This window comes from Sorangium sp. So ce363 (genome assembly GCF_051520435.1).
Taxonomy (GTDB): domain Bacteria; phylum Myxococcota_A; class Polyangia; order Polyangiales; family Polyangiaceae; genus Sorangium; species Sorangium cellulosum_B.
This window is the reverse complement of record NZ_CP150333.1, coordinates 1,746,064-1,768,406: the sequence shown is the minus strand read 5'-3', so window position 1 is coordinate 1,768,406 and position 22,343 is coordinate 1,746,064. Positions and strand designations below refer to the sequence as shown.

Genomic DNA, 22,343 nt, shown 5'->3' with positions numbered 1-22,343 from the left:
GAGCTCGCTCCGAGCACCCATCTTGCGGCGCTCGCTCCGAGCGCCTCCTCCCCGCCCCCGCCTTCCCTTCGGCTGCTCGGGTGCTCGACCCGCTCGGTGTTCCCGGCGCGGGGTGGGCGCGCTTCGCTCAGAGCCCGGAGCGGCGCGCCATCCGCTTCGAGATCCAGCGCATGGGGCCGGGCGCCACACGGGCGGCGAGGCTCGCCGTCTTCACGAACAGGCTCGTCTCCAGGACGTCGCGGCCCGCCTCGACGGCGCGCACGATCATCTCGGCGACCTCGTCCGGGCTCTGCTTCTTGTGGCCCGGCGGGCGGTAGCCGACGTTGTCGTCGGTCACCACGGAGTGCTCATGGAATGGGGTCGCGACCGGCCCCGGCCGCACCACGAGCACGCGCACGCCGCGCGACGAGAGCTCCGCGCGGAGCGACATCGCGAGCGCCTCCAGCGCGAACTTCGACGAGGCGTACGGGCCCATCCGCGGCGCGGAGACGAGCCCCGCGATGGAGGAGACCATGACGATGGTGCCCTTCGCGGCCGCGAGGGGCTCGATCGCGAGCTGCGCGAGGCGCACGGGGGCGACGACGTTCAGCCGGTAGATCGCCTCGAGCTCGGCGGGGTCGATCTCGATCGAAGGCGTGTAGTAGCCGCGCCCGGCGTTGTTCACCAGCACGTCCAGCCGGCCGTACGCGCCGAGCGCCCGCTCGCAGAGCGCCTTGCGATCCTCCTCGACGGTCACGTCGCCGGCCACCGCGAGGGCTTCGCCGCCCGCCGCGCGCACCTCCGAGGCGACCCCCTCGAGCGCGTCTCGCCCGCGCGCGCTCAGCACCACGCGCGCGCCGCGCTTCGCCCAGGAGAACGCGAGCGATCGACCGATTCCGCTGGATGCACCGGTGATGACGACGACGGGAGCCATGTCGGCGAGAGTACACGACCTCGACGGCGAGGAGAAACTTGCGGCCGCCGGCCGCGCGGCGATGCGCGGGCAGCCGGCGGCGCGCTCCCTGCCTCCCCGATCTCGGGCGCAGCCGGCCGAAGGCGCGACGCCTGCTCTCGCAGGAGCAGCGATATCCGGCGCTGGCGTTCTACCGTTCCGGCACAGGACCGTCGCAGAGCTGACAGCCGAATCGTTCTCGAATGCACCAGCTCGCCGATCGAGGACAACAGGATCACGCCATCACAGGACACACGTCGGTAATACGTAACACAAACTTCGCGCATTTCGTCTTCGCGCCTACTATAGTCCGCCCCACACGAAGCCGCCGGGGGGCTGGCTGGCCGTCCCCCCCCGCATAGCGAGCTATGACGTGCGGGTCTCGATTGCATCGACGCGCCCGGATCGCGCAAATGCGTGAGCCTTCGAGCGCGTCACCATTGCATTCTGACGCGGGGTGACCAGCAGAGGCAGGAGCGCGGCTCGTCCTCCTTCCGCTGGCTGGCAGCGCCGCGGCGGCCGTTCGCGATCGTGGGGGTGACCCGAATGGGTCCGGCCATCAGCTCCACGAAGCGATGGCCGCTCAACCAACCTGTTTGGCGGGTCCAGCAGGCGCGCGATCTCTGCGTCGCGTTCTCATCGCGCGCGCCTGGCGCCGACACCCCACCGACGCGCTGGAGGCGATTCGCTCCGCGGACACATGGCTCGTCTTACGAGCGAACAGGTACGAATCGACATAGGACGGAATCTGGTTACGGGGAGGGAATGGGGGACGCACCGTGTGTGCACGCAGTTTGCCAGCGCAGTTCCGAACGGGGCGCCGAGCGGGATCGTGACCGACCGCTCACGAGCGTGAGCGCGAAGAGGCAGCGGTCGAGCGCGCGTAGCGCCGCTCTCGACGAGCAACGCCAGCGCGCGGCGCAGCCGCGGCATTCACAGATTCGTGACAGGAGATCTCGCGAGACGCCCTCAACCTCAAACCCTGATAGAGATTGAAATGAAGAAAAAGTCGATTGTTGCCTTGTCGATGATGGTCGGCGCCGCATTGATTGGGCAGGCGGAGCACGCGAGCGCCGGTCATTGCCCGGCGGCGTCCGTGGGTGACATCACGGAGTACGCCATTCCTTCGAACGCCACGCCGGGGAACATCACCTTTGGCCCTGACGGCCGCGTCTGGTTCACCGAAGGCTCCGCCAACAAGATCGCGGCCGCGGATTCCAGCGGCAACGTGACCGAGTACCCGCTCGCGGCCGGATCGAACCCGAGCGGCATCACCCTCGGTCCGGATGGCCGGATCTGGTTCACCGAGCCGGGGACCAACCGGATCGGGGCGATCACGAAGAGCGGCGTCGTGACCGAGTACGACATCCCGACGAGCAACTCGAACCCGCTCGGGATCACGCTGGGATTCGACGGGAATGTGTGGTTCACCGAGCTGCTCGGCAACAAGGTCGGGCGCATCACGCCGGGCGGGGTGATCACCGAGTTCCCGCTGCCGACCGCCAATAGCCAGCCGCGCGGGATCGCGGCCGGAGTCGATGGAAACCTCTGGGTCGCGGAGTCGTTCACGAACAAGCTCGCGCGGATCAGCACGTCTGGAACCGTGACCGAGTACGCGCTGCCGGCCTCGGCCTCGAACCCCAACGCGGTGACGCTCGGGCCCGACCTCAAAATCTGGTTCACCACCGCGAACGAGATCGCGAACATCGACACCAGCGGGACCGTGACGGAGTTCGCGCTCCCCGCGCTGGGCCGCGGCCCCACGTCCATCACCCTCGGGGTGGACGGCAATCTCTGGTTCACGGAGCAGTTCGGGAACAAGATCGGACGCATCACCACGAGCGGCGTCGTCACCGAGTTCGATCTCCCGATCGCCAACTCTCGTCCGCTCGGGATCACGCTGCGCCCGTCGCTCCTGGGGTGCGGCATCCTCGACGTCTGGTTCACCGAGCGGCTGGGGCGGCGCCTCGGCAAGATCCGCACGGTGACCACCCACTGAGCGGCCGCGTCGCGAGAGATAGAGACTTGACCGCCTGACGGCGAGCGCTTCGGCGGCCAGGCGGTTTTCCTTGGATTGTTGGCTCGATCGATGGGCGCCGGTGCACCGAGACGATCGAGGTGCACAGGCGCACCGTCACTCTGAACGATGGAGATGAACATGAAGAAGATGGGCAAATTGGTCCTTTCGGCGCTCTCGGTCCTCGGCCTCGCGGCGTGCGCCGTGGGCAGCACGGACGAGGCATTCATCGGCGAGTCGCAGGAGAAGCTGATCAACGGCACGAGCTTCTACGGGTCGGACACGCTGTACAACGCGACCACGGCCGCGATCGCCGCGTCGGGCGTCACGGGCCTCACCTACCTCGGTACCGGGACGGGCAGAGGCGAGCAGTGCCTGGAAGGCACCGGCTCCGCCCCCTGCAACACGAAGGCGCAGACGATCGCTCCGATGTCCAGGGACCTGAACGGCACCTGTGACAGCGGTCAGAAGAGCAATCGCATCGCGCTCGACGCCGTCTATGTCTGGTCGGATAAGGTTGCGGACCAGAGCGCGACCGGCGCGAACTCGGCGAACGTCAAGGGCGCGTTCTGCGGCGACGGCGACGGGGACGCCACCAGCTGCGCCGCCTTCGACACGTGGGGCGAGTTCACCTCGGGGTCGACGAACTCCTCGGCCCCCCTCGTGATGTATCGCCGCGACGACCTTTCGGGCACGACCGACACCTTCAAGAGCCTCACCGGCTGCACGGCCTTCTGCTCGAACGTGCAGATCGTGGTGGACGACGAAACCGCCGGGCCGCGGCTCTCGACCGACACGCCGGGGACGTCTTCGCTCGTGCCCACGCCCTGCGCGGCGACCGACTCGGCCACCGATTGCATCGGCAAGCTCGTGGGCGCGAACGCCAGCGCGATCGGCTACGCGGGCGGCGACGCGAAGGTCGCCTCGGGCACCTACGAAAACAAGTACCTCTGGGTCAACAGCAAAGAGCCGAGCGTGACCAACATCCGCAAGCTCATCACGGACCCGAGCAACGCGTACCCGTACGCTCGCTTCCTGTACCTCAACGAGGGCAACGGAACTCGCGACATCAAGGAGCAGGACTTCCTGGACTGGGCCTTCGGCGTGAACGATATCAACGACGCTATTGCGTACGAGAACATCCTGATCGCCAACGGCTTCATCGCGTGCACCGATCCGGCCAACTCGCCCCGCACGCCGCTCAATTGCGGTAGCACCGGCACCACGTGCCCCTCCTCCCTGTGAGCTGATAGGCGGATGACGAAGGACGGAGCGCGCCGCGCGATCCATCGCGGTAGGCGCGCTCCGTTCGACGCACATGGCCAGCGCGGCGCGCTCAGGCACGCCCCCTTCTCATCACCCGCTGCGCACCACGAGGGCCGAGCGCCGGCCGATGTCTATGGGGTCGCGGGCGCGGGGGTCCCAGGCGCGGGCGCCGCCGCCGGCGGCGGCCTTGACCCAGCGGTCGTAATCCTTCCCCTTCGTTCGTCGTGGCACGTGACTGGCGAGACGAACGCATCGATGAACTGAGGTCGAGCCGACGAACCATACTGCCGAACTCCGAGCTCGACACCGCGTCCTATGGCGCAATACAACTTTGGCACCGACAGCCCGAGCGGCAGCCCACCCCGCAACACCGCCCGGCGTAGGAGGTCTGGCCGGTGAACGCTTACTCCCCATCGATGGCCGGCGGGAGAGGCGAGCTTGCGGCGCCTCAATCAATGAAAGCGCAATCATCTACGTCGATGGGACCGCAATGGCGTCACGGGTCCGTGACAGCCGGAATTCACGGTTGTTCCAGGAGCTCACCAGTGTCATTTCGGCCGCCGCGACGGTAGGGGGTTCGCCGCTGCGAGCCCGGGGAGCTGACAATGATGGGTCAAGGTCGGCGTTGGGTGACGATGAGGTCGATGGTGCTGTTGCTCGGGGTCGTGTCCGTGGCCGGGTACGGCTGCGGAGGTGACGACACCTCTGAAATCTCGCCCCCGGAGGGCACGAGCGGCGGCGGCGCTACCAGCGGTGGTGACGGCGGCGGCAGCGGCGGTACCGGTGGCAGCGGCGGGGTCGGGGGCCGCGACAACGGCGGAGGCGGCGGCAGCGGCGGTGCCGGCGGCAGCGACAACGGCGGAGGCGGCGGCAGCGGCGGTGCCGGCGGCAGCGACAACGGCGGAGGCGGCGGCAGCGGCGGTGCCGGCGGGGGCACGCAGCCGCGTCTATGCGCCCCGGCCCGATCGCACGAACCGATCCCTCAGCGCCACTCGGCGACAGTCGAAGAGGCCCTCGATACCTTCAGCAACCTTTCGGGGGAGATCGAGATTCAATGCGGCAACTGCCACAAGGCGCCAGCAGAACAAGGAGATTTCTCCTACACGGGCACCCCGGAGAACCTGTGCAACGCGCGCGGCAAGAGCGGCAAGACGCCCGTCGACGTCATGCTCAGCGGGGAGATGCCCTACAAGATCGGCGGGCAAGAGGCGCTCGGCCGGCGGCTCCAGGCGTGGATCGCGCAGGGGTGCCCCTCCGGCACGTACGTCCTCCCGAAGGGTGACATGGAGGTCGGTCCGGACGGAGATTTCGTGACCCCGCGCGAGATCGGCGATGCGCTGACCGAGCTCGGGAGCTGCATCCCCGACGCCGAGATCGTCGGCCGAGACGAGGAGGCGGACGAGCGATTCGCTGCGATGCGATCGTTCGAGGACCTCCCGGTCAAGCTGTCGGAGACCGATTTCGTCTCGCTGGACGCCGAGGTGCTCGCGCGCAGGGGGACGCTCGCCTACGCGCCGACGTACCCTCTCTGGTCGGACGACGCGGCGAAGCTGCGCTTCGTGCACGTCCCGGCGGGGCAGGCCATCACGTACGACCCGGAGGCGAAGAGCCTCCGCATCCCCCCGAACACCCGCTTCTACAAGACGTTCTTCAGGGCCGTGGTCGAGCCCGACGGCGTCACGCGATACCGCAAGATGGAGACGCGCATCATCGTGACGCGCGAGCAGGCCGAGGACGCGATCTTCGGCACGTACGTGTGGAACGCGGAGGAGACGAGCGCGAAGCTCCTCGGGACCGGGCTCGATCCGGCGTCACCGGACAGCAGGGAGCTCTACCTGAACGGAGAGCCGTTTCCCGACTACGTCCGCCCTTACACGGCCGACGAGACCACCGGCACACTGCAGAGCTACGCCGTGCCCGGCGCGACGCGATGCGTGGCGTGCCACTCGGGCTCGGAGAGCGAGAGCTTCATCCTCGGTATCACGCCCTTTCAGCTCCACAAGCGACCCAAAGGGGAAGGCGGCGTCTACACGCCGGACGTGCTCGCCGACGAGCTCAATCAGCTCGAGCGACTCCTCGCGTACGGCGTCGTGCGCGGCACGTCGGCGACGCTCACGCCCGACGACTTCCCCAAGCTGGAGGAGTCTGCGCTGCCCCGCCAGCCGCGCAACGACGACGAGCTGAACATGCAGGCCTACATGGCGGGCAACTGCGCCCATTGCCATAACCCGCGCGGCTATGCGGTGGCGAGCAAGGCGACGCTGCGAGGCCTGGATATGTCGCCTGGCGGGAGCATCTTCGGGTTTCGCATGGATACCGTGGGCTCGGACGGGCTGCCCTACTTTCCTGGTGTGCCCGCGTCCTTCGATGAGCTCGTCATCCAGAACTCCATCCCGGTCGGAGGGATCTACCGTCGCGTCGTCCTGCCCACGGGAGCGTGGACTCCCCGCGCGTTCGGCCTGCCCGTGGACAACGAGGAAGCAAGCGCATTCTTCAGCCTCCACATGCCGATGCACACGGCGTCGGTGGACTGCCGCCTGCCGGTCCTCGTGGCGCGCTGGTGGGCGTCGGTGCCGCGCGATTACGAGCGCGGGGGACGGGAGGCGCCGGAGGATCCGGAGGCGATCGAGCTCGCCATGCGCGCGGCGGACGCCGCGGAGGCGCGCGCCCTTCGCGACTGCGAGGAGCATCGCGAACTCGGGTGGGTGCTCGAGGACACGACCGAGCGCTATCCGTACGTCCCGCGCAACATCGACTGGAAGACGAAGCTCGACGACTGGATCCGCGCGGAGGAGATGACGAGCGAGCACGAGGCGCTGGCGAAGAAGGTTTATGCTCAGGGGTTCTTCGCCCCAGGCTGCGCGTTCCCGGGGGACGCGCCAGAGCCCGAACCGGTGGAGCAGTGGATGATCAATCCGGGGACCGGGAGGCCGCGCCAGCCGTGGAGCGCGATCTACTGGTCCAACCCGGGGGAGCATATCTACGCCGGTATCTGCTCGAATTGCCATGGGATTTACGGAGACGCCCAGACCGGCGCGGCCAGAGCGCTCCGCGCGACCTCCGGGGCGAGGGTGGCGAGCTTCGTGGACGGGCTCTTCGGCCCGCGCTGGGCACCCAACGAGAACCTCGCCACGTTCCATGGGCCCGACGCAGGGGAGAACGACCTCGGGCCCGACGGGGCGGCGAAGTACCTCGTCTGGATGGCGACCGGGGGCACCACCGTATCGTTCGGCCGTACCGCGGAGGAGGAGAGGACCTTCTTCAACGTCTTCGTCAACAATCGGATCGTGGCCGCGGTGCCGATCCCGCTCGATCCGGAGACCGCGAAGGCCGCCTTCAGGCGATCGAGGGCGAACATGCTCGGCGTCGCGCGCGCCGCCTGCGATGAGATCCGCACCGACGCGCATCGGTTCGGAGCCAGTTACGACGCCGCGGCCGCGAGCGGGAATTGGAGTCTCATCCTGAGCAATACGGTGGCGCCGGAGTTCGGCGTGCCCATGTGGAGGGACGTGTGCACGCTCAGAAACCCTCTCACGGACGGCCTCCGCGCCGCGGACGCGAGCTCGCCGGAGGTCGATGCATGGCTCCGGAGAGCGGTCTTCAACGCCGGCGTGATGGCCTACATCTACATGCGTGACGAGCTGACGAAGGGAGTCATCGCGGTTCCGCGTGACGCCTGCGCGCTGAAGTTCCCGAGGTAGTGAATCGTTCTGGCGCGTGCGACGCGCTACACGGAGATGTGTTACGATGAAGATGCGTCAACGATGGCTGATCATAGTGGGTGCGCTGGCCGGGCTTTCGATCTTCACGAGCGCTTGCGGGGACGACGATACCTCATCACAGTCGGGGCAAGGCGGAGGTGGGACCACGAGCGCCAGCGCGAGCACGTCGTCGGGCGGTAGCTCTGACGGCGGCGGCGGCACGGGCGGCAAGGACGGCACGGGCGGCGCCGGCGGCACGGGCGGTGCTGGCGGCACGGGCGGCGGCGACACGGGCGGCGCCGGCGGCACGGGCGGCGCCGGCGGCACGGGCGGTGCTGGCAGCACAAGCGGCGCTAGCGGCACGGGCGGCGGCGACGCCAGCGGCACGGGCGGCGCTGGCGGCACGGGCGGCGGCGGCGACGCGGCCGGCGCCAGCAGCACGGGCGCCAGCAGCACGGGCGCCAGCAGCACGGGCGCCAGCAGCACGGGCGCCAGCGGCACGGGCGGTGCTGGCGGCACGGGCGGCAGCGGCGACGCGGGTGGCGCCGGCGGCACGGGCGGCAGCGGCGATGCGGGCGGCGCTGGCGGCACGGGCGGCGCTGGCGGCGCTGGCGGCACGGGTGGCGCTGGCGGCACGGGCGGCGGCGATCCGGCGGAGTGTGGCCTGCCGCCGGACACCGACCCTGAACCCAAGGTCCGGCTCATCAACGCCCTCTTGCCGAACCGCACGAACACACCGGTGGGGGTCGGCGACCCGCCCGCGCTCCGCCTCTATGCGAACGGGGCGCCGGTACCCGACGCAGAGGCAGTGTCGCCCGGCATGGTCGCCGCGTCCGTCACGAGGTACGCCAAAGTCACGGCGGACGCGATCACCTTCTCGGCACGGAGCGATGATGGAACCGGCGGTGGCGTAGGCGACGCGCTCACGATTTCGGCCGATCCACTGACGGTTGCCCCTGGGACGCGCTACACGATCGTGGCCGTCGGAATCCTGGGCACGACTGGCACGACGACGCCGCGGCTTCTCATCGCAGAAGAGAAGTTCACGACGCCTTCATGCAGCGAGGTCGCCCTGCGCTTCGTGGGCGCCGACTCCAACTCGTGGAATCCGAAATCGTTCTACATCGACCGAAGCGCCGCGGCCGCCGCGGCGCTCGATTGGTTCACCGCCAGCGCTCCAGAAGGCGTGCTCGTGCCCCTGTCGACCCGGTCGATCACGGTCACCGCGTCGAGGAACTTCGGTCCGACGGGTCAGGCGCCGTTCTCGCTCTCTGCGGCATCGCTCGTCGGTGGGCGATCGTACTTCGTCATCGAGACCGGGGAGCCGACCCGCGTCGCCAGCGACGCGCGCGCACATGGCCTGCTCGTCGTCCCGGCAGGGGACGACTCGCCTGCCGTGTTCGTCAAGCGGGACCCGCTCGTCTATTTCTTCCACGCATCGCTGCCGCCCACGCCGTCGTCCCTCGAGGTGTACTCAGGCACGGAGAGGGTCGCCATCAACCTGAGGTATGCGCAGGCGCCGACGTACACCGATCTTCCGCCGGGTGAGTCGACGCTCTCGCTCGTCGCGCCCGGCGCCGGCGAGGGGGGCTCGGGTGACACCGTGGTGGTCGGCGCTCAGCGGACGGGCCCGCTGGAGCCCGGGGCGATCTACCTGGGAGGTTTGCTTGGCGCCACCGGAGAGACGGGCGACAAGGCGCTGCAGCTCAAGCTGTGGCAGGTTCAGCCGGAGCTGCCCGGGACGTTCACCACCCCGCGCGTCATGTTGATCAACGCCTCGGCGACAGCGCCCTCGGTGGATCTCGGCCACTGGTCGGTCAATGCAGACGGGACCCGAGGCGACACCTTTACACCCGTGCTCACGGACGTCGCGTACGCGTCGGCGAGCGCGAGCACCGGCGCCGAGTTCGCGGCGCCGCGCGTCGCCGGCCAGCAGTGGGTGGGCGTTCGACCGGTCGGCTCGGCCGATGCTATCCGGAGCGTCTCGGCAGCCGTGCAGACGTACTGGTTCACCGCCGTCCTCCTGGGAGATTGGGCCTCATCCGACCCTGCGAGCGGCGCGCGGATCATGTTCATAAGGAACTTCGGCGCCACTCCCGCGGGACTCCCGTATCCGCTGCCGAGCCCCTGATCGACGACCGCTGTGCCGGCGCCCCCGATCTCCTGACACCTCATCGCCCGAGATCCTCACGGAACGATTCCGCGACGGCGAACCGTCGCGATCCGTTGCTTACGCCGGAATTTCGGCGGGGCGTGACAACGGATCGCACCCATTCGGAAGGCATGGCCCCAACCCGGGCCCAACCGCCGAGGCTCGGGCCTGGAGAGCTCGCGCCGGCGGACCTGTCGTCTCGGGCCGCCGTGGTTGCCTCGCTCGCCAGCACCCTGAGCCACGCCGTCGCCCTCGGGGATGAGGTGGCGGCCCGGGTCGTTCACGGGGCAACCGGTCAACTGCTGGGCTTGCCGCCAGCAGCGGAGTTGTGAGCAAGCTAGCGCCGATGGTCGAGCCCGCCGTTTGCACCCCGGCTGCCAGCCGAGCCCCGCTGCTTCTCGACACCCGCAGGCCACGATCGAGCCCGAGGCGCTCATCGCCGAATGCAGCCTCCTGCACGTCACGTTGGCCAAATGCGGCGTGCCGGTCCGCGATCGCACGACGTGCTCTGGGAGTTCCTCGTCGGCGCCGCCGGCGGGCACTGATGATGCCCGAGCGTGAGGCGCTCGGGCGTTTGCGTCGAGAAGTGAACGGACCGGCGCTGCGGGGCCTCAGGCGAGGCCCGGCCGCGCGAAGCGGAGCGCGACGGGGCGCAGCCCGAGCGCGACGTGCACGAGCGCCGTGAGCACCGCGCCCGGAAGCAGGTTGAGCGCGATCGTGTGCGTGAGCTCCGGGAGCGCGGCGTCGAGGAGGACGGGCGCATCGAGCGACCAGGCGGATGCAGGGCGGGCGGCGAGCACGAGCGCGACCGAGGCGGAGTGGAGCGCGATCAGACCGACGTGGAGCGCGTATTCACGCGGCGTGAGCCCGCCCAGGTTCTCCCGCGAGCTTCGCTCCTCGAGCACGTCGAGGATGGCGACGACGAAGGAGGCGGCGAAGGCGCCCACGCCAGCCCAGAGGAGGAGACCGGCGCTCGGAGCGAGGTAGAGCGTGCCAATGACGATGGCGAAGAGCGCCGCGTGGATCGTGTGAAGGTGGTGCTCGCGGCGCGAGGCATCATTGGCGAAGAGGCGGTATTTCCAGAGATGAAAATAGATCCCGTCGATCGCGCCGACGGCGGCGTAAACGGCGAGCAGGATGGATGCGATCTCGTTCATGTCGATTACCTCCGCTGAGAAGGACGGGAATCGAGCGACGAGGACGCAGGAAATCGAAGGAGGCCGCAGAGAGTCGAAGGAGATGAAGAGGAACGAGGGGATCGATCGCGGAGGGGGGCGAGGCGACGAGCGCTCTGCCAGCCAGGCAGCAGGGCTTAGGGTGGATCGGCCAGGAGGGCGGGTCGCGCGTCAACCGCAAGAGCAACGGGGCCCGTTGCTCGGAGCGCGCGGCACGCAGTCGATGACGTGCCCGCGCGCGTCGAGGGCCACCTCGCAGCACTGCTCCACGAGCGCCCGCAGCTTCTCCCGCCCGCGCTGGACGCGGGACTTCATCGCGGTGAGCGAGATCCCGAGCATGTCGGCCGCGGCCTTCTGGGAGAGGCCTTCGAGCTCGGTGAGGGTGAGGGCCTCGCGGTAGGGCGACGGGATCATGGCGACGAGCGGACCGACCGCCAGGGCGAGGAGCTCGGCGGCCCCGTCCTCTCCGCCCGAGGGTTCTGCCTCGATCTCGGGGGCGTCGCCCTCGACGAGGACATGCCGCGCGCGGGCCCGGTGGTGCTCGGCGATGGCGCTGCGGGCGACCTGGTAGACCCAGGGGCCGAAGCGCTCGTCATCGCGCAGCCCACCCACGCCCCGCTGCATGCGCAGGAACACGTCCTGCACGACGTCATCGACGTCGGCCGCAGTGGAGACGCGGCGCACGACGAAGGGGCGGAGGCGCGCCTCGAGCTGATGCCAGGCGCCGCGCGCGTCCGCGTCGATCATGCCTGGGCCTCCGGCCGAGCGGGTTTGCTCGCCTCGATCGTCGCGGAGGCGATGTACTGCTCGGCGCCCGAGCCGGGCACCCAGTCACGGATGAATTCGCGGCTCTGGGGCTTCACCCCGATGCGTATGTCCGTGAATCCGGCGTGCTGCAAGAGCTCCTGGAGCTCGTCGGCCCTGATCGCCCCCGCGACGCACCCGGTGAGCGCGGCGACCTGCTCGCGCAGCGCGGCGGGCAGCTCCGCGGTCGCGATGACGTCGGAGATGGCAAGCCGGCCGCCGGGCCGGAGGACGCGATAGGCCTCGCGGAACACGGCGGCCTTGTCCGGGGAGAGATTGATGACGCAGTTGGAGAGGATGACGTCGGCGGTCGCGTCGGCGACCGGCAGGTGCTCGATCTCGCCGAGGCGGAACTCGACGTTGGCCGCGTCGATCTTTCGCGCGTTTTCCCGCGCCTTGGCGATCATTTCCGGGGTCATGTCCACGCCGATCACCCGCCCGTCCGGACCGACCTGGCTGGCGGCGAGGAAGCAGTCGAACCCGCCGCCGCTGCCGAGGTCGAGCACGGTCTCGCCCGGCTGGATGGCGGCGATCGCCTGGGGGTTGCCGCAGCCGAGGCCCATGTCCGCGCCCTCCGGAACAGCGGCGAGGTTTTCGCGCGTATAGCCGAGCTGGAGCGAGGCCGCCTGCGCCGGCGCGCAGCAGCCCGGGGCGCAGCAGCCCGTCCCGGCGATGGCGATTTTTCCGTAATGATCTCGGACAGCTTCGCGGGTCTGGTCGATGGTTCGTTCGGTCATCTCGGTCCTCCTGCCTGGAGGACGGGGATCCGGTCGGATGGACGCAGGAAATCGACCGAGCGCTGGTCCAGCCAGGCGTGCGGCCTGTGCGGCGCAGCGTCATCGTGGGGCATGTGGCTCCTATGTTCGTGAGCGCGCCGACCATCACCTGCCCGCGCGTCGGGTAGGTGGACGGCGCCGGCGCCGAGCCTTGCCGATGCAAGCCTCGACTTCCCGCTCGCGGCGCGGGCGGGAAGCTGCGTCAACGCTAGCGACCCCCGATCCGGTGCGACAGCATCCAGAGTCGAATCCGATGTTGCAGCTCATCGCGTGCGCGTTCGAACGCCCTTCTCACTACAGCTTCGGTTCCCGTCGCTTCTGCTGGATCTTTCACGCTCCAGTGAATCTGCTCGCGATGGGTGGGCAGCGTCGGGCAGCTCTCCTTGGCGCGGTCGCAGACCGTGATCACGAAGTCGAACTGCTGAGCCATGAACTCACCGAGGGGCTTGCTCCGCTGCGTCGAAATGTCGATCCCGATGTCGGCCATCACGCTGACAGCGAGCGGGTGCACCGGCCGCGGAAGCGAGCCAGCACTGTAGCTCTCGACGCGTCGACTGCTGCCGAAACGAGAGAAGGCTTCGGTCGCCTGGCTGTAGCTGTCAACGGGGTCCACCTCCACCAGCCCAACGTGCCAAGCCTTCGGCCATCTGGCTCCTGCACGAGTTGCCGGTGCAGAGGAACAGGACGCGAACCGGATCGAGGCTCATGGTCGGATATCCTCGTCCCTTCGAGCAGCGGCCCACCCCTCGCGAGAGACGAGGTCGGCCACGCGCGCGCGGACCTCGTTGCGGATCTCCCGCACGCGCTCCACCGGCTTGCCCTTGGGATCCTCGAGGGGCCAGTCCTCACGGCGAAGCCCTGGAACGACGGGGCACACCTCCCCGCATCCCATGGTGACGAGCAGCGTCGCTTGGCTCGCCAGCTCGTCGGTGAGCCGCTGCGGTTTCGCGGCCGAGAGGTCGATCCCCACCTCCGTCATCGTGACGAGCACTTCGGGGTGGACCCCCGGACCCGGCTGGGTGCCGGCCGAGATGGCGCGCGCCTTGGAAGGATCGGTCAAGGCATTGAACCAAGCCGCGGCCATCTGGGAGCGGCCCGCGTTGTGAACACAGGCGAAGAGCACGGTCTTCATGGAACATCCTCCGGCAGCGCGCGATCGACCACGCGACCGGCAACCTTGGGCAGGGCGGGAACGAGCCAGCGGAATGCCAGCGTTGCCGCCGCTGCCCCTGCGAGTTGTGCAACGATGAAACCCGGCGCGTCGGCCGGCCGGATGCCGGCGAATGTATCGCTCGCAGCCCTCGCGAGTGTGACGGCTGGGTTGGCAAACGACGTGGACGAGGTGAACCAGTAGGCGGCCGTGATGTACGCACCAACGGCGAACGGAACCGACTCGACCCGCCTCCGGACGCCGCCCCAGATGACGGCGAGCAACCCGAAGGTCGCAACGAACTCACTCACCATCTGGGCAAGCCCTGAGCGCTCGTGCTGCGACGCCGAGAAGAGGGCTTCGCCGAACATGACGTGAGCCACGGCGACGCCCGCGAAGGCGCCGGCGACCTGGGCCAGGATGTACGCCGGCACCTCGCGCCAGGGGAGCCCGCCCTGGCTTGCGTCGGCGAGCGTGACGGCGGGGTTGAAGTGCGCGCCGGAGATGGACCCGAAGGTCAGGATGAGCGCCACGAGGGCGGCCCCCGTCGCGATCGTGTTCGCGAGCAGCGCGATCGCCACGTTCCCGCCGGCGAGGCGCTCGGCCATGATCCCGGACCCGACCACGGTCGCGAGCAGCAGGGCTGTCCCGAGCGCCTCGGCGACGGCCCTCCGGGTGAGATCAGAGCGCGGCGGCATCGTTGAGCTTGGACGGGACACAGCAGCCAGGCGCGCAGCATGCGGCATCGTAGCCGGGGCGACGCTTCGTGGCGCGTACGCCAAAGGCCCTCTCGTAGAACGCAACCGAGGCGTCGATGTTCGAGACGTTGAGTGAGATGTGAGGCTTGAGAACATTCATCGCACACGCTCCTTCCGGAAACATCGAATCAGATGGGCAAAAGAATCAGCAGCTCGCCTGGCCGCGCTGCAGCAGTCCTCCCACAGGTACTCCGTGAGGCGACCCGGCGCTCCGCTTCAGCATCGCCCTTACCAGCCAGCGAGCGCGGGTGGCGGCGATCACGAGGAGGCGGGAACGCACGCTCATCGCCTACTCCGCAGCTGGCGACAGGAGGCCGCCCTGGCGAGCGGCCGATCCGGCCGCGATGAGGTCGAGCCTCGCCTGCGCCTGCGGGAGAGCCCACGGCACCAGCGCAACCCGCGAGGCGAGGTCGCAGACCTCGGCATGGAAGTGCGCTTCGTTGGCGCGCCGTCCAGCAAGGACGGGGTCCGTGACGCTCAGCGGGACGAGGCTCTGGTTGACGACCCAGGCGAACGGACGAATCTCCGCCCGCAAGAGGTCGCGCTGCAGGGCCGCAGCCTCGTGCACGGGCGTCGCCTCGGGCAGCGTGACGAGGAGAATCCTCGTGAACGAGGCGTCGCGCAGGCGCGGCAAGAGCCGGCGCACCTCCTCCGGTGCGGCGCCGGAAGTGCGCAGCACTTCTCGGTGGTACGATTCGGCCGCGTCGAGCAGCAAGAGCGTGTGCCCCGTCGGGGCGGTGTCGATCACGACGAAGCCGCGCTCGCCCTCGTCGACGACGCGTGCGAACGCGCGGAAGACAGCGATCTCCTCGGTGCATGGGCTCCGGAGATCCTCCTCGAGCAGCGCACGCCCCGCGGCGTCCAAGCTGGCTCCCGCCGTGCGCATGACCTCATCGGAATACGCGCGCGTCTCGAGGACGGGGTCGATGCGGCTCACCCGAATCCCGTCCACGGCTGCTCCGAGCGCCTCTGCGACGTGCGCGGCGGGGTCCGTCGTCGTCAGGTGAACCTTGTGTCCACGGCGGGCGAGCTCGACGGCGATATTCACCGCGACGGTCGTCTTGCCGACGCCACCCTTGCCCATCGTCATGATGACGCCGCGCCCACCTGCTTCGAGCGACGGCACGAGCTGGGCGAGTGGTGGAATCGACACCGCGAGCATAGGAGCGAGAGCGGAGTCGACTGCGCTCGGCGCTTGCTCACCGAACAACCTCCGCAACGCGGCCATGCCGACGAGCCCGAACGGGAGCAGCGGCAGCTCGGTGCGCGCCAGCGCGCGGAGGCCCGCAGGCATCTCGGCGAGCGCCTCCTCGCCTCGACGCTGCATGGCCACGGCGACGGCGTCCCGGGTGTCCTGCGCACGGAAAGTGCCGTTGATGACCAGCTCCTGTCGCTCGATGCCGATGGCCGCGAGCTCGCGGCGCGTGCGCTCGGCCTCGCTGAGCGAAGGCCGCTCGGCGCGTGAGACGAGCACGAGCGCGGTGCGCGTCCCATCGACGAGGGCCTTGCGCGACCCGTCGTAGAGCGCCTGCTGCGCCTTCAGACCCGCGAGCGGTCCGAGGCAGGACGTGCCGCCCACGTTCGACTCGAGGAACCCAGTCCACGCCGCCGGCAGCTCGAGGAGCCGCAACGTGTGCCCCGTGGGAGCGGTGTCGAACACGACGTGGTCGAAGTCGGCGGTCGCGCGCTCGTCGCCGAGCAGCTTCGAGAACTCGTCGAACGCAGCGATCTCGACGGTGCACGCGCCCGAGAGCTGCTCCTCGATGCTGCGAACGGCAGCGTCGGGGAGCACCTCGCGGTAGGGCCCGACCATGCGCTCGCGGTACGCGTGCGCCGCCGCCTCCGGATCGATGTTGAGCGCGAACAGCCCCGGCGCGCCGGCGATGGGACGAGGCTCGTCGCCGAGCTTCGTCTGGAGCACCTCGTCGAGGTTCGAGGCCGGATCCGTGCTGACGAGAAGCACGCGTCGCCCGCGCCCCGCGAGCTCTACCGCGGTCGCGCAGGCGACGCTCGTCTTGCCGACGCCGCCTTTGCCCGTGAAGAAGAGGTTTCGCGGAGCGCGCTCGAGGAAGTGCATCGCGGTCTCCCTCAGCAGCAGCTGGTCTTCGACTTGGCGGAGGTGGCCGGTCCGCAGCAGCCGCTCGACGCGGGCGCCATCTCCAGCTTCTTCAGGACGACGCCGGCGAGCGCGGCCAGCGTCTCCCGCGACGGGTACGCCCCCTCGACGGCGATGCGGTCACCGACCAGCACGAGCGGGAGCACCTCGGTCCCGCGCGCGAGCGCCTCCTTCACGGCGGGCGTCCCGGCGAACGCGGACGGCTGCTGAGACAGGTTATAGCGCTCGACGGTGACGCCCTGCTTCTGCAGCCAGTCGACATCGGCGGCGAAGCGGGCCAGCTCGGGATCGACACTCGGCCCGCAGACGCCGGTGGAACAGCACATGACGGGGTCGAACACGCGGATGGTCACGGACATGGGAACTTCCTTTCGTTAATCGTCGATAAACGATAGGCTAGACGTGCGACGGCCATCAGAGCCCCCCGACGAGGGCCTTCAGACGCCGGAGCGCCCGGGGCTCGATGCAGTAACAGACGCGGGGGCCGTCGACGTCGCCGCGGATGAGGCCGGCCTCCTTGAGCACCTTCAGGTGCTGCGAGACCGTCGACTGGGCCAGCGGCAGCTCGTCCACGATGTCGCCGCAGACGCAGGCGTTCTTCCGGATCAGGATACGCACGATCCTCACGCGCGCCGGGTGTCCGAGCGCCTTCGACAGGCTGGCCAGTTCCTCGTCGGCCTCGTCGCCCTCGATCGGCCGGAGGTCTATCTGCTCGCTCGCAGGCGGACAGCAGCGGTCGGTCGCCTCCGGCGTTGGTTTCATCGTTAACTGACGATAGGACATGATGCGCTCTCTGTCAATCGACGGATTTCACGCCCTGGTCCTCGCCGTGAGGCGCGCGGGCGTCGCGTCGACGAGGGGACAGCTCGGCGCTGCGGGGCCTCAGGCGAGGCCCGGCCGGGCGAAGCGGAGCGCGACGGGACGCAGCCTGAGCGCGACGTGCACGAGCGCCGTGAGCACCGCGCCCGGAAGCAGGTTGAGCGCGATGGTGTGCGTGAGCTCCGGGGGCGCGGCGTCGAGATCGCACACGTCGCCCTCTGCGCCAAGATCCTGCGCGCCAGCTCGACGGCGCTGATTTCCGCCGCGCGCCCCCCTACGATGCGCAGCTTGCCTGGCGGCTGCCGCAGCGGCGCCCTCAGGCCGGCGGGCGCCGCTCGCCCGCTACGCCTCACCAAGGTGCACATGAAGAAAGTCGTCGGAGCGCTGTTGATGGGATCATGGCTCCTGACGGCCGCCGCATGCGGCGATAACGGGCCGTCCGAGCCATCCTCGGGCGCGGCAGGAGGCGGCAGCGCGGGAGACGGCGGGAGCGGCGGTTCCGGCAACGGCGGTGTACCCGGGAGCATCCGTTGCCCCGGCTCGGACATCGTGTGTCCCGGAGGCGCGCGGTGTCAGATCGACGCCGAGGGCAAGCCGTCGGGCTGCGCCGCCGCGTGCGACGAGGCGCGCGCCTGCGGCGACGCGGCGTGCTGCAGCCCCGGCGCCGCGTGCGTGCGTGGCGGCTGCGAGGCGGCGGACCTCGTGCTCGGGCCCCCGGAGCGAGGAGAGCCCGTCACGTTCGCCACGGTCCGCGTGGACGAGGACGCGTGCGAGCTGCTGCATGGCTGCTTCGGCGCGAGCGGCCGGCGGGCGCTCATGCGCTTCCACGTCTCGCTCGCGAACGCCGGCGACGTTCCGCTCGACCTCGGCGCGCCCTCGGAGAGCGACGTCTTCGAGCCGAACTTCTGCGAGGACAGCTACGTCGTCCCGCGCTTCTTCCGCGCGCGCCTCAGCCAGGGCGGCGCGGTGGTCGCCGAGGCCGAGCTCGACGCGCGCTGCGTCGCGATGCCAGGCGGCCAGTACGGCTGCGACGCGCAGGGCCTCGGCCCGGGAGAGCACGTGGAGCAGCCCGGCACCGTGGCGTGCAACGCCCTCGACGTGACCGGCGTCCCGGCCGGGCTCTACGAGCTCGAGATCACCGTGAACCCGAACAGGACCCTCGCCGAGGCGCGCTTCGACAACAACACGATCGTCCTCCCGGTCGATTACCCCGCCTGCGACGGCGCGATCTGCGGCGGCGCGTGCTGTCCCAGCGGCCACGCGTGCGAGGCCGGCGTCTGCATCGTGCCCGACCTGCGCCCGGACAGGCAGCGCATCGTCGACACGATCCGGTTCTCGTACCAGACGTTCCCCAGAGACGCCTGCGAGCTCATGGAAAGGTGCATCGGCGGCCCCGGCCGGCGGCATCTCCTCGAGTTCGAGGGGCGCGTCGAGAACGCAGGGCCCGGCCACCTCGACCCAGGCCCCGAGTTCAACAGCCCGCTCTTCGAGTATGCGCAGTGCCACCAGCACTTTCATTTCCTGGACTTCACCGATTACCGGCTGGTGGACGCGGAGGGCGAGGTCGTCTCCCTGGGGCACAAGCAGGCGTTTTGCCTCGTCGACATGGAGCCCCTCGATCCTTCGTCCCCCGCGCCGCGCGGCTACCCGACCTCGGGAGGCATGGGGTGCAACTTCCTGAGCGCGGGGTGGGCCGACACCTACGACGTCGGCACGCCGTGCCAGTGGGTCGACGTGACGGACGTGCCCGAGGGGGACTACACCCTCCGCGTCACCGTCAACCCGATCGGCGCGATCGCCGAGCAAGCGATCGAGAACAACGTGGTCGAGGTGCCCGTCCACGTCCCGGCGTTCGCGCCCTGCGAGCCCGAGCCGGAGATCTGCGGGGACGCGGTGGACCAGGACTGCGATGGGCTCCCCGACGACGGCTGCGAAGGCGAGGGGTGCGCCTCCCCGGTGCCCGAGGTGTGCGGCAACGCGGTCGACGAGAACTGCAACGGCGTCCCGGACGACGGCTGCGCGCCGATCCCGGGCGCCGACAGCTGCGAGACGCCGGGGGAGCTGACGGGCTCGATGGATTACGCGGCGGAGATCACGGCCGGGAACACCTCCGACGTCGCGCTGCCGTGCGGCGGCAGCGGCGGCGAGGTGTTCTTCCGGTTCACGCTCCCGTCCGACGAGGTCGTGTACCTCGGCACCCTGGCGTCGGACGTCGACACGGCGCTCGCGGTGCTCGAGCGCGACGGGTGCGGCGGCCCCCCCGTCGGCTGCGCGGCCAGCAGCTGCGGCGACGCCGCGCCGGGCGCGCACTTCGCGGCCAGGCTCCGGGCCGGGACCTACACGGTGGTGGTCAAGGCCGCGCACCCCGAGGCGCTCGGCACGGTCCGCCTCAGGTTCCAGCGCGCGTCGTGCCTCGGCGAGAGGGCCGGGGTCATCTCGGGCAGCGGCCTCGTCAGCGGCGACACCACCGGGGCGCCGATCCCTCCCAGCTCCGTGTGCGGCGCGAGCAGCCCTGAGCAGACGTTCTATGTCCCGGTCTGCCCGGGGATGTCCACCGTGGTGTCCTCGTGCGGCCTGACCGACTTCCCGATGACGATCAAGACCGCGGACGACGCATGCAATCCCATCAACATCGAGTGCTTCGGCCCGCTCAGCGCATGCGCGGGCGAGAGGGAGGGCGTGAACTCCCGGATTTACGGGGCACGACCGGGAGGGAGCCTCGGCGCCATCACCGTGAAGGGGCGTACTCCGGTGGATTTCGGGCCGTACCAGCTCTTCGTCGCGCCATTCCAGTGACAGGAGCGCAGCGCCGAGCGTGAACCGCGCAGCGCCGCGCCTCCCTTTCCACGAGCGAAGTTTGCGCTCGACCTCGGGCGATCTGCGCTAAAACCGCGCTCATGCGAGCCCACCATCGGTCCGAACGGACGCGCCCCCGGGCGCTCTCGTCCCTGTCCAGCGCGCTCGTCGCCGCGCTCGGCCTGACGTTGCCCGCCTACGCCGCGCCCCCGGCCGCAGCGCCGGCGCAGCCTGCGGCGGCTCAACCTGCGGCCAAGCCCACGCCCGCGGCGGCGCCGGTCGCGACGAAGGCGCAGCCCGCGGCGGCGGCGACCAGCGTGAGCGTCGCCATCCCGGTCGAGAAGTACACGCTGGAGAACGGGCTCGAGGTGGTCCTGCACGAGGATCACCGCACGCCCGTCGTGGCCGTCAACGTCTGGTACCACGTCGGCTCCAAGGACGAGCCGCGGGGGAAGAACGGCTTCGCGCACCTGTTCGAGCACGTCATGTTCCAGGGCTCGAAGCACGTGGGCGAGGACATGTTCTTCAAGTACCTGGAGCGGGCCGGCGCGAGCGATCGCAACGGGACGACGAACACCGACCGCACCAACTACTTCGAGACCGTCCCCGCCAACGAGCTCGCGCTGGTGCTCTGGCTGGAGAGCGACCGGATGGGGTGGCTGCTCGACCACGCGAACGACGCGACCTTCACGAGCCAGCGCAATGTCGTGAAGAACGAGCGCCGCCAGAACTACGAGAACGCTCCCTACGGCCTCGTGCCGCAGTTCCTCCGCGCGGCCCAGTTCCCGGAGAGCCACCCCTACCACCTGCTGACCATCGGCACGCCCGAGGATCTCGACGCGGCGCAGATGGACGACGTGAAGGCCTTCTTCCGGACGTTCTACGTGCCCAACAACGCGACCCTCGTCGTGGCGGGCGACATCGACCGGAGCAAGGCAAAGGAGCTCATCCAGAAGTACTTCGGCCCCATCGCGAAGGGCGCCCCGCCGCCCGTGGCGACGAAGCCCGACCCCGGCGACCTCGCGACCGAGAAGCGCCTCGACATCGAGGCGGACGTCGAGCTGCCCCGCGTGACGATCAGCTGGGTGACGCCGCCGAGCTTCGCGCCCGGCGACGCCGAGCTCGACCTCGTCGCGAACGTCCTCGCCTCGGGCAAGACGAGCCGCCTCTACAAGAAGCTCGTGTACGACCTCCAGATCGCGCAGGACGTCTTCGCGTTCCAGCAATCGAGCCAGCTCGCCAGCACCTTCCAGATCACGGCCACGCTGAAGAAGGGCAAGTCGCCCGAGCAGGCCCTGAAGCTCATCGACGCCGAGCTCGATCGGCTGCGCAAGGCGCCGCCGACGCAGGACGAGCACGACCGGGCCCAGGCCAAGGTGCTCTCGGAGCTGGTCTTCAGCATGGAGCAGGTGACGGCCCGCGCGAACGCGATCAACAACTACAACCAGCTCACCGGCGATCCGGGGTACTTCCCGAAGGACGTGGCCAGGTACGAGAAGGCCACCGCCGCCGACCTGCAGAAGGCGACCGCGGATCTCCTGCCCCAGGGCAGGCGCGTGATCGCCCTCGTCACGCCGAAGCCGGGCGCTCCGAAGGCCGGGCGCCTCGTGAAGCAGACCGGGGCGGCGACGCCCGCGGCGGCGGGCGCGAAGCCCACCACCGCGGCGCCGTCGGCAGCGGCGAGCGTGAAGCCCGCGGTCGCGGCGCCCGCAGCCACGCCGGCGGGCGCGAAGCCCGCGGCCGCGCCGGCGGGCGCGAAGCCCGCGGCCGCGCCGGCGACCGACAAGCCGGCGGCCGCGCCGGCCATCATGAAGCCCGCTGGCGACAAGCCCGCGGTCGACAAGCCTGCGGCCGGCCCGGCCGCGCCGAAGGGGGGTTGAGC

At 69.9% G+C, this 22,343-nt stretch carries 20 protein-coding genes; 6 read left to right on the top strand and 14 right to left on the bottom strand.

Annotated features, from left to right (window positions below):
- Positions 1–127: 127 nt before the first annotated feature.
- Entirely contained in the window at positions 128–913 is a 786-nt protein-coding gene (locus WMF12_RS06775) for an SDR family NAD(P)-dependent oxidoreductase (RefSeq protein WP_437869471.1), read from the bottom strand.
- 1,015 nt (positions 914–1,928) lie between these two features.
- Between WMF12_RS06775 and WMF12_RS06770 the strand changes: the two genes are divergently transcribed.
- Entirely contained in the window at positions 1,929–2,930 is a 1,002-nt protein-coding gene (locus WMF12_RS06770) for a Vgb family protein (protein ID WP_437869450.1), read from the top strand.
- 153 nt (positions 2,931–3,083) lie between these two features.
- On the top strand, positions 3,084–4,193 hold the full coding sequence (locus tag WMF12_RS06765; protein WP_437869446.1) for a substrate-binding domain-containing protein: 1,110 nt from the start codon (positions 3,084–3,086) through the stop codon (positions 4,191–4,193).
- Positions 4,194–4,304: 111 nt separating this feature from the next.
- Here the strand turns inward: WMF12_RS06765 and WMF12_RS06760 are convergent, their stop codons facing one another.
- Positions 4,305–4,445, bottom strand: coding sequence for a hypothetical protein (locus WMF12_RS06760; RefSeq protein WP_437869442.1), 141 nt, complete (start codon positions 4,443–4,445; stop codon positions 4,305–4,307).
- 413 nt (positions 4,446–4,858) lie between these two features.
- Between WMF12_RS06760 and WMF12_RS06755 the strand changes: the two genes are divergently transcribed.
- Positions 4,859–7,915, top strand: a complete 3,057-nt coding sequence (locus tag WMF12_RS06755; protein ID WP_437869437.1) for a hypothetical protein — start codon at positions 4,859–4,861, stop codon at positions 7,913–7,915.
- Positions 7,916–7,961: 46 nt separating this feature from the next.
- Complete coding sequence (locus tag WMF12_RS06750; protein WP_437869432.1) at positions 7,962–10,046, top strand: DUF4397 domain-containing protein; 2,085 nt, start codon at positions 7,962–7,964, stop codon at positions 10,044–10,046.
- A gap of 632 nt (positions 10,047–10,678) precedes the next feature.
- Here WMF12_RS06750 and WMF12_RS06745 read toward each other — a convergent pair.
- From WMF12_RS06745 to WMF12_RS06690, 12 genes are all read right to left on the bottom strand, one after another.
- On the bottom strand, positions 10,679–11,224 hold the full coding sequence (locus tag WMF12_RS06745; protein ID WP_437869427.1) for a hypothetical protein: 546 nt from the start codon (positions 11,222–11,224) through the stop codon (positions 10,679–10,681).
- Between the two features lie 189 nt (positions 11,225–11,413).
- Positions 11,414–11,989: a sigma-70 family RNA polymerase sigma factor gene (locus tag WMF12_RS06740; RefSeq protein WP_437869422.1), complete on the bottom strand. Its 576-nt coding sequence runs from the start codon at positions 11,987–11,989 to the stop codon at positions 11,414–11,416.
- Entirely contained in the window at positions 11,986–12,783 is a 798-nt protein-coding gene (locus WMF12_RS06735) for an arsenite methyltransferase (protein ID WP_437869415.1), read from the bottom strand. Before WMF12_RS06735 ends, WMF12_RS06740 begins: the two co-directional genes overlap by 4 nt.
- A 247-nt stretch (positions 12,784–13,030) precedes the next feature.
- Entirely contained in the window at positions 13,031–13,441 is a 411-nt protein-coding gene (locus tag WMF12_RS06730; protein ID WP_437869409.1) for an arsenate reductase ArsC, read from the bottom strand.
- On the bottom strand, positions 13,422–13,529 hold the full coding sequence (locus tag WMF12_RS06725; protein WP_437869395.1) for a hypothetical protein: 108 nt from the start codon (positions 13,527–13,529) through the stop codon (positions 13,422–13,424). Before WMF12_RS06725 ends, WMF12_RS06730 begins: the two co-directional genes overlap by 20 nt.
- Positions 13,526–13,954, bottom strand: a complete 429-nt coding sequence (locus WMF12_RS06720; protein ID WP_437869390.1) for an arsenate reductase ArsC — start codon at positions 13,952–13,954, stop codon at positions 13,526–13,528. Before WMF12_RS06720 ends, WMF12_RS06725 begins: the two co-directional genes overlap by 4 nt.
- The gene (locus tag WMF12_RS06715; RefSeq protein ID WP_437869378.1) at positions 13,951–14,670 is read right to left on the bottom strand and encodes an aquaporin; all 720 of its coding nucleotides are present in this window, start codon (positions 14,668–14,670) and stop codon (positions 13,951–13,953) included. Before WMF12_RS06715 ends, WMF12_RS06720 begins: the two co-directional genes overlap by 4 nt.
- The gene (locus WMF12_RS06710) at positions 14,654–14,830 is read right to left on the bottom strand and encodes a VOC family protein (protein ID WP_437869371.1); all 177 of its coding nucleotides are present in this window, start codon (positions 14,828–14,830) and stop codon (positions 14,654–14,656) included. The genes WMF12_RS06715 and WMF12_RS06710 overlap by 17 nt, the downstream gene beginning before the upstream one ends.
- 189 nt (positions 14,831–15,019) lie before the next feature.
- Positions 15,020–16,807 (bottom strand): arsenical pump-driving ATPase, encoded by a 1,788-nt coding sequence (gene arsA / locus WMF12_RS06705; protein WP_437869362.1) that lies wholly within the window; start codon positions 16,805–16,807, stop codon positions 15,020–15,022.
- An 11-nt stretch (positions 16,808–16,818) separates the two neighbouring features.
- Entirely contained in the window at positions 16,819–17,205 is a 387-nt protein-coding gene (gene arsD, locus WMF12_RS06700; protein WP_437869355.1) for an arsenite efflux transporter metallochaperone ArsD, read from the bottom strand.
- 55 nt (positions 17,206–17,260) lie between these two features.
- Positions 17,261–17,608, bottom strand: a complete 348-nt coding sequence (locus tag WMF12_RS06695; protein ID WP_437869343.1) for an ArsR/SmtB family transcription factor — start codon at positions 17,606–17,608, stop codon at positions 17,261–17,263.
- A gap of 120 nt (positions 17,609–17,728) precedes the next feature.
- A complete protein-coding gene (locus WMF12_RS06690) occupies positions 17,729–17,875 on the bottom strand; it encodes a hypothetical protein (protein ID WP_437869325.1) in 147 nt (48 codons plus the stop codon).
- Positions 17,876–18,028: 153 nt separating this feature from the next.
- Here WMF12_RS06690 and WMF12_RS06685 point away from each other — a divergent pair, with 153 nt between their 5' ends.
- Positions 18,029–20,461, top strand: coding sequence for a lysyl oxidase family protein (locus tag WMF12_RS06685; protein WP_437869321.1), 2,433 nt, complete (start codon positions 18,029–18,031; stop codon positions 20,459–20,461).
- 101 nt (positions 20,462–20,562) lie between these two features.
- Positions 20,563–22,341, top strand: a complete 1,779-nt coding sequence (locus tag WMF12_RS06680; RefSeq protein WP_437869316.1) for a M16 family metallopeptidase — start codon at positions 20,563–20,565, stop codon at positions 22,339–22,341.
- Positions 22,342–22,343: the final 2 nt, after the last annotated feature.

Excerpts from the sequence above, each read along its gene's own strand:
- WMF12_RS06725 (WP_437869395.1), bottom strand. The coding sequence starts at position 13,529 with ATGAGCCTCGATCCGGTTCGCGTCCTGTTCCTCTGCACCGGCAACTCG.
- WMF12_RS06770 (WP_437869450.1), top strand. The coding sequence starts at position 1,929 with ATGAAGAAAAAGTCGATTGTTGCCTTGTCGATGATGGTCGGCGCCGCA.
- arsD (WP_437869355.1), bottom strand. The coding sequence starts at position 17,205 with ATGTCCGTGACCATCCGCGTGTTCGACCCCGTCATGTGCTGTTCCACC.
- arsA (WP_437869362.1), bottom strand. The coding sequence starts at position 16,807 with ATGCACTTCCTCGAGCGCGCTCCGCGAAACCTCTTCTTCACGGGCAAA.
- WMF12_RS06740 (WP_437869422.1), bottom strand. The coding sequence starts at position 11,989 with ATGATCGACGCGGACGCGCGCGGCGCCTGGCATCAGCTCGAGGCGCGC.
- WMF12_RS06715 (WP_437869378.1), bottom strand. The coding sequence starts at position 14,670 with ATGCCGCCGCGCTCTGATCTCACCCGGAGGGCCGTCGCCGAGGCGCTC.
- WMF12_RS06755 (WP_437869437.1), top strand. The coding sequence starts at position 4,859 with ATGGTGCTGTTGCTCGGGGTCGTGTCCGTGGCCGGGTACGGCTGCGGA.
- WMF12_RS06750 (WP_437869432.1), top strand. The coding sequence starts at position 7,962 with ATGAAGATGCGTCAACGATGGCTGATCATAGTGGGTGCGCTGGCCGGG.
- WMF12_RS06685 (WP_437869321.1), top strand. The coding sequence starts at position 18,029 with ATGAAGAAAGTCGTCGGAGCGCTGTTGATGGGATCATGGCTCCTGACG.
- WMF12_RS06680 (WP_437869316.1), top strand. The coding sequence starts at position 20,563 with ATGCGAGCCCACCATCGGTCCGAACGGACGCGCCCCCGGGCGCTCTCG.
- WMF12_RS06745 (WP_437869427.1), bottom strand. The coding sequence starts at position 11,224 with ATGAACGAGATCGCATCCATCCTGCTCGCCGTTTACGCCGCCGTCGGC.
- WMF12_RS06720 (WP_437869390.1), bottom strand. The coding sequence starts at position 13,954 with ATGAAGACCGTGCTCTTCGCCTGTGTTCACAACGCGGGCCGCTCCCAG.
- WMF12_RS06735 (WP_437869415.1), bottom strand. The coding sequence starts at position 12,783 with ATGACCGAACGAACCATCGACCAGACCCGCGAAGCTGTCCGAGATCAT.
- WMF12_RS06695 (WP_437869343.1), bottom strand. The coding sequence starts at position 17,608 with ATGAAACCAACGCCGGAGGCGACCGACCGCTGCTGTCCGCCTGCGAGC.
- WMF12_RS06775 (WP_437869471.1), bottom strand. The coding sequence starts at position 913 with ATGGCTCCCGTCGTCGTCATCACCGGTGCATCCAGCGGAATCGGTCGA.
- WMF12_RS06710 (WP_437869371.1), bottom strand. The coding sequence starts at position 14,830 with ATGAATGTTCTCAAGCCTCACATCTCACTCAACGTCTCGAACATCGAC.
- WMF12_RS06765 (WP_437869446.1), top strand. The coding sequence starts at position 3,084 with ATGAACATGAAGAAGATGGGCAAATTGGTCCTTTCGGCGCTCTCGGTC.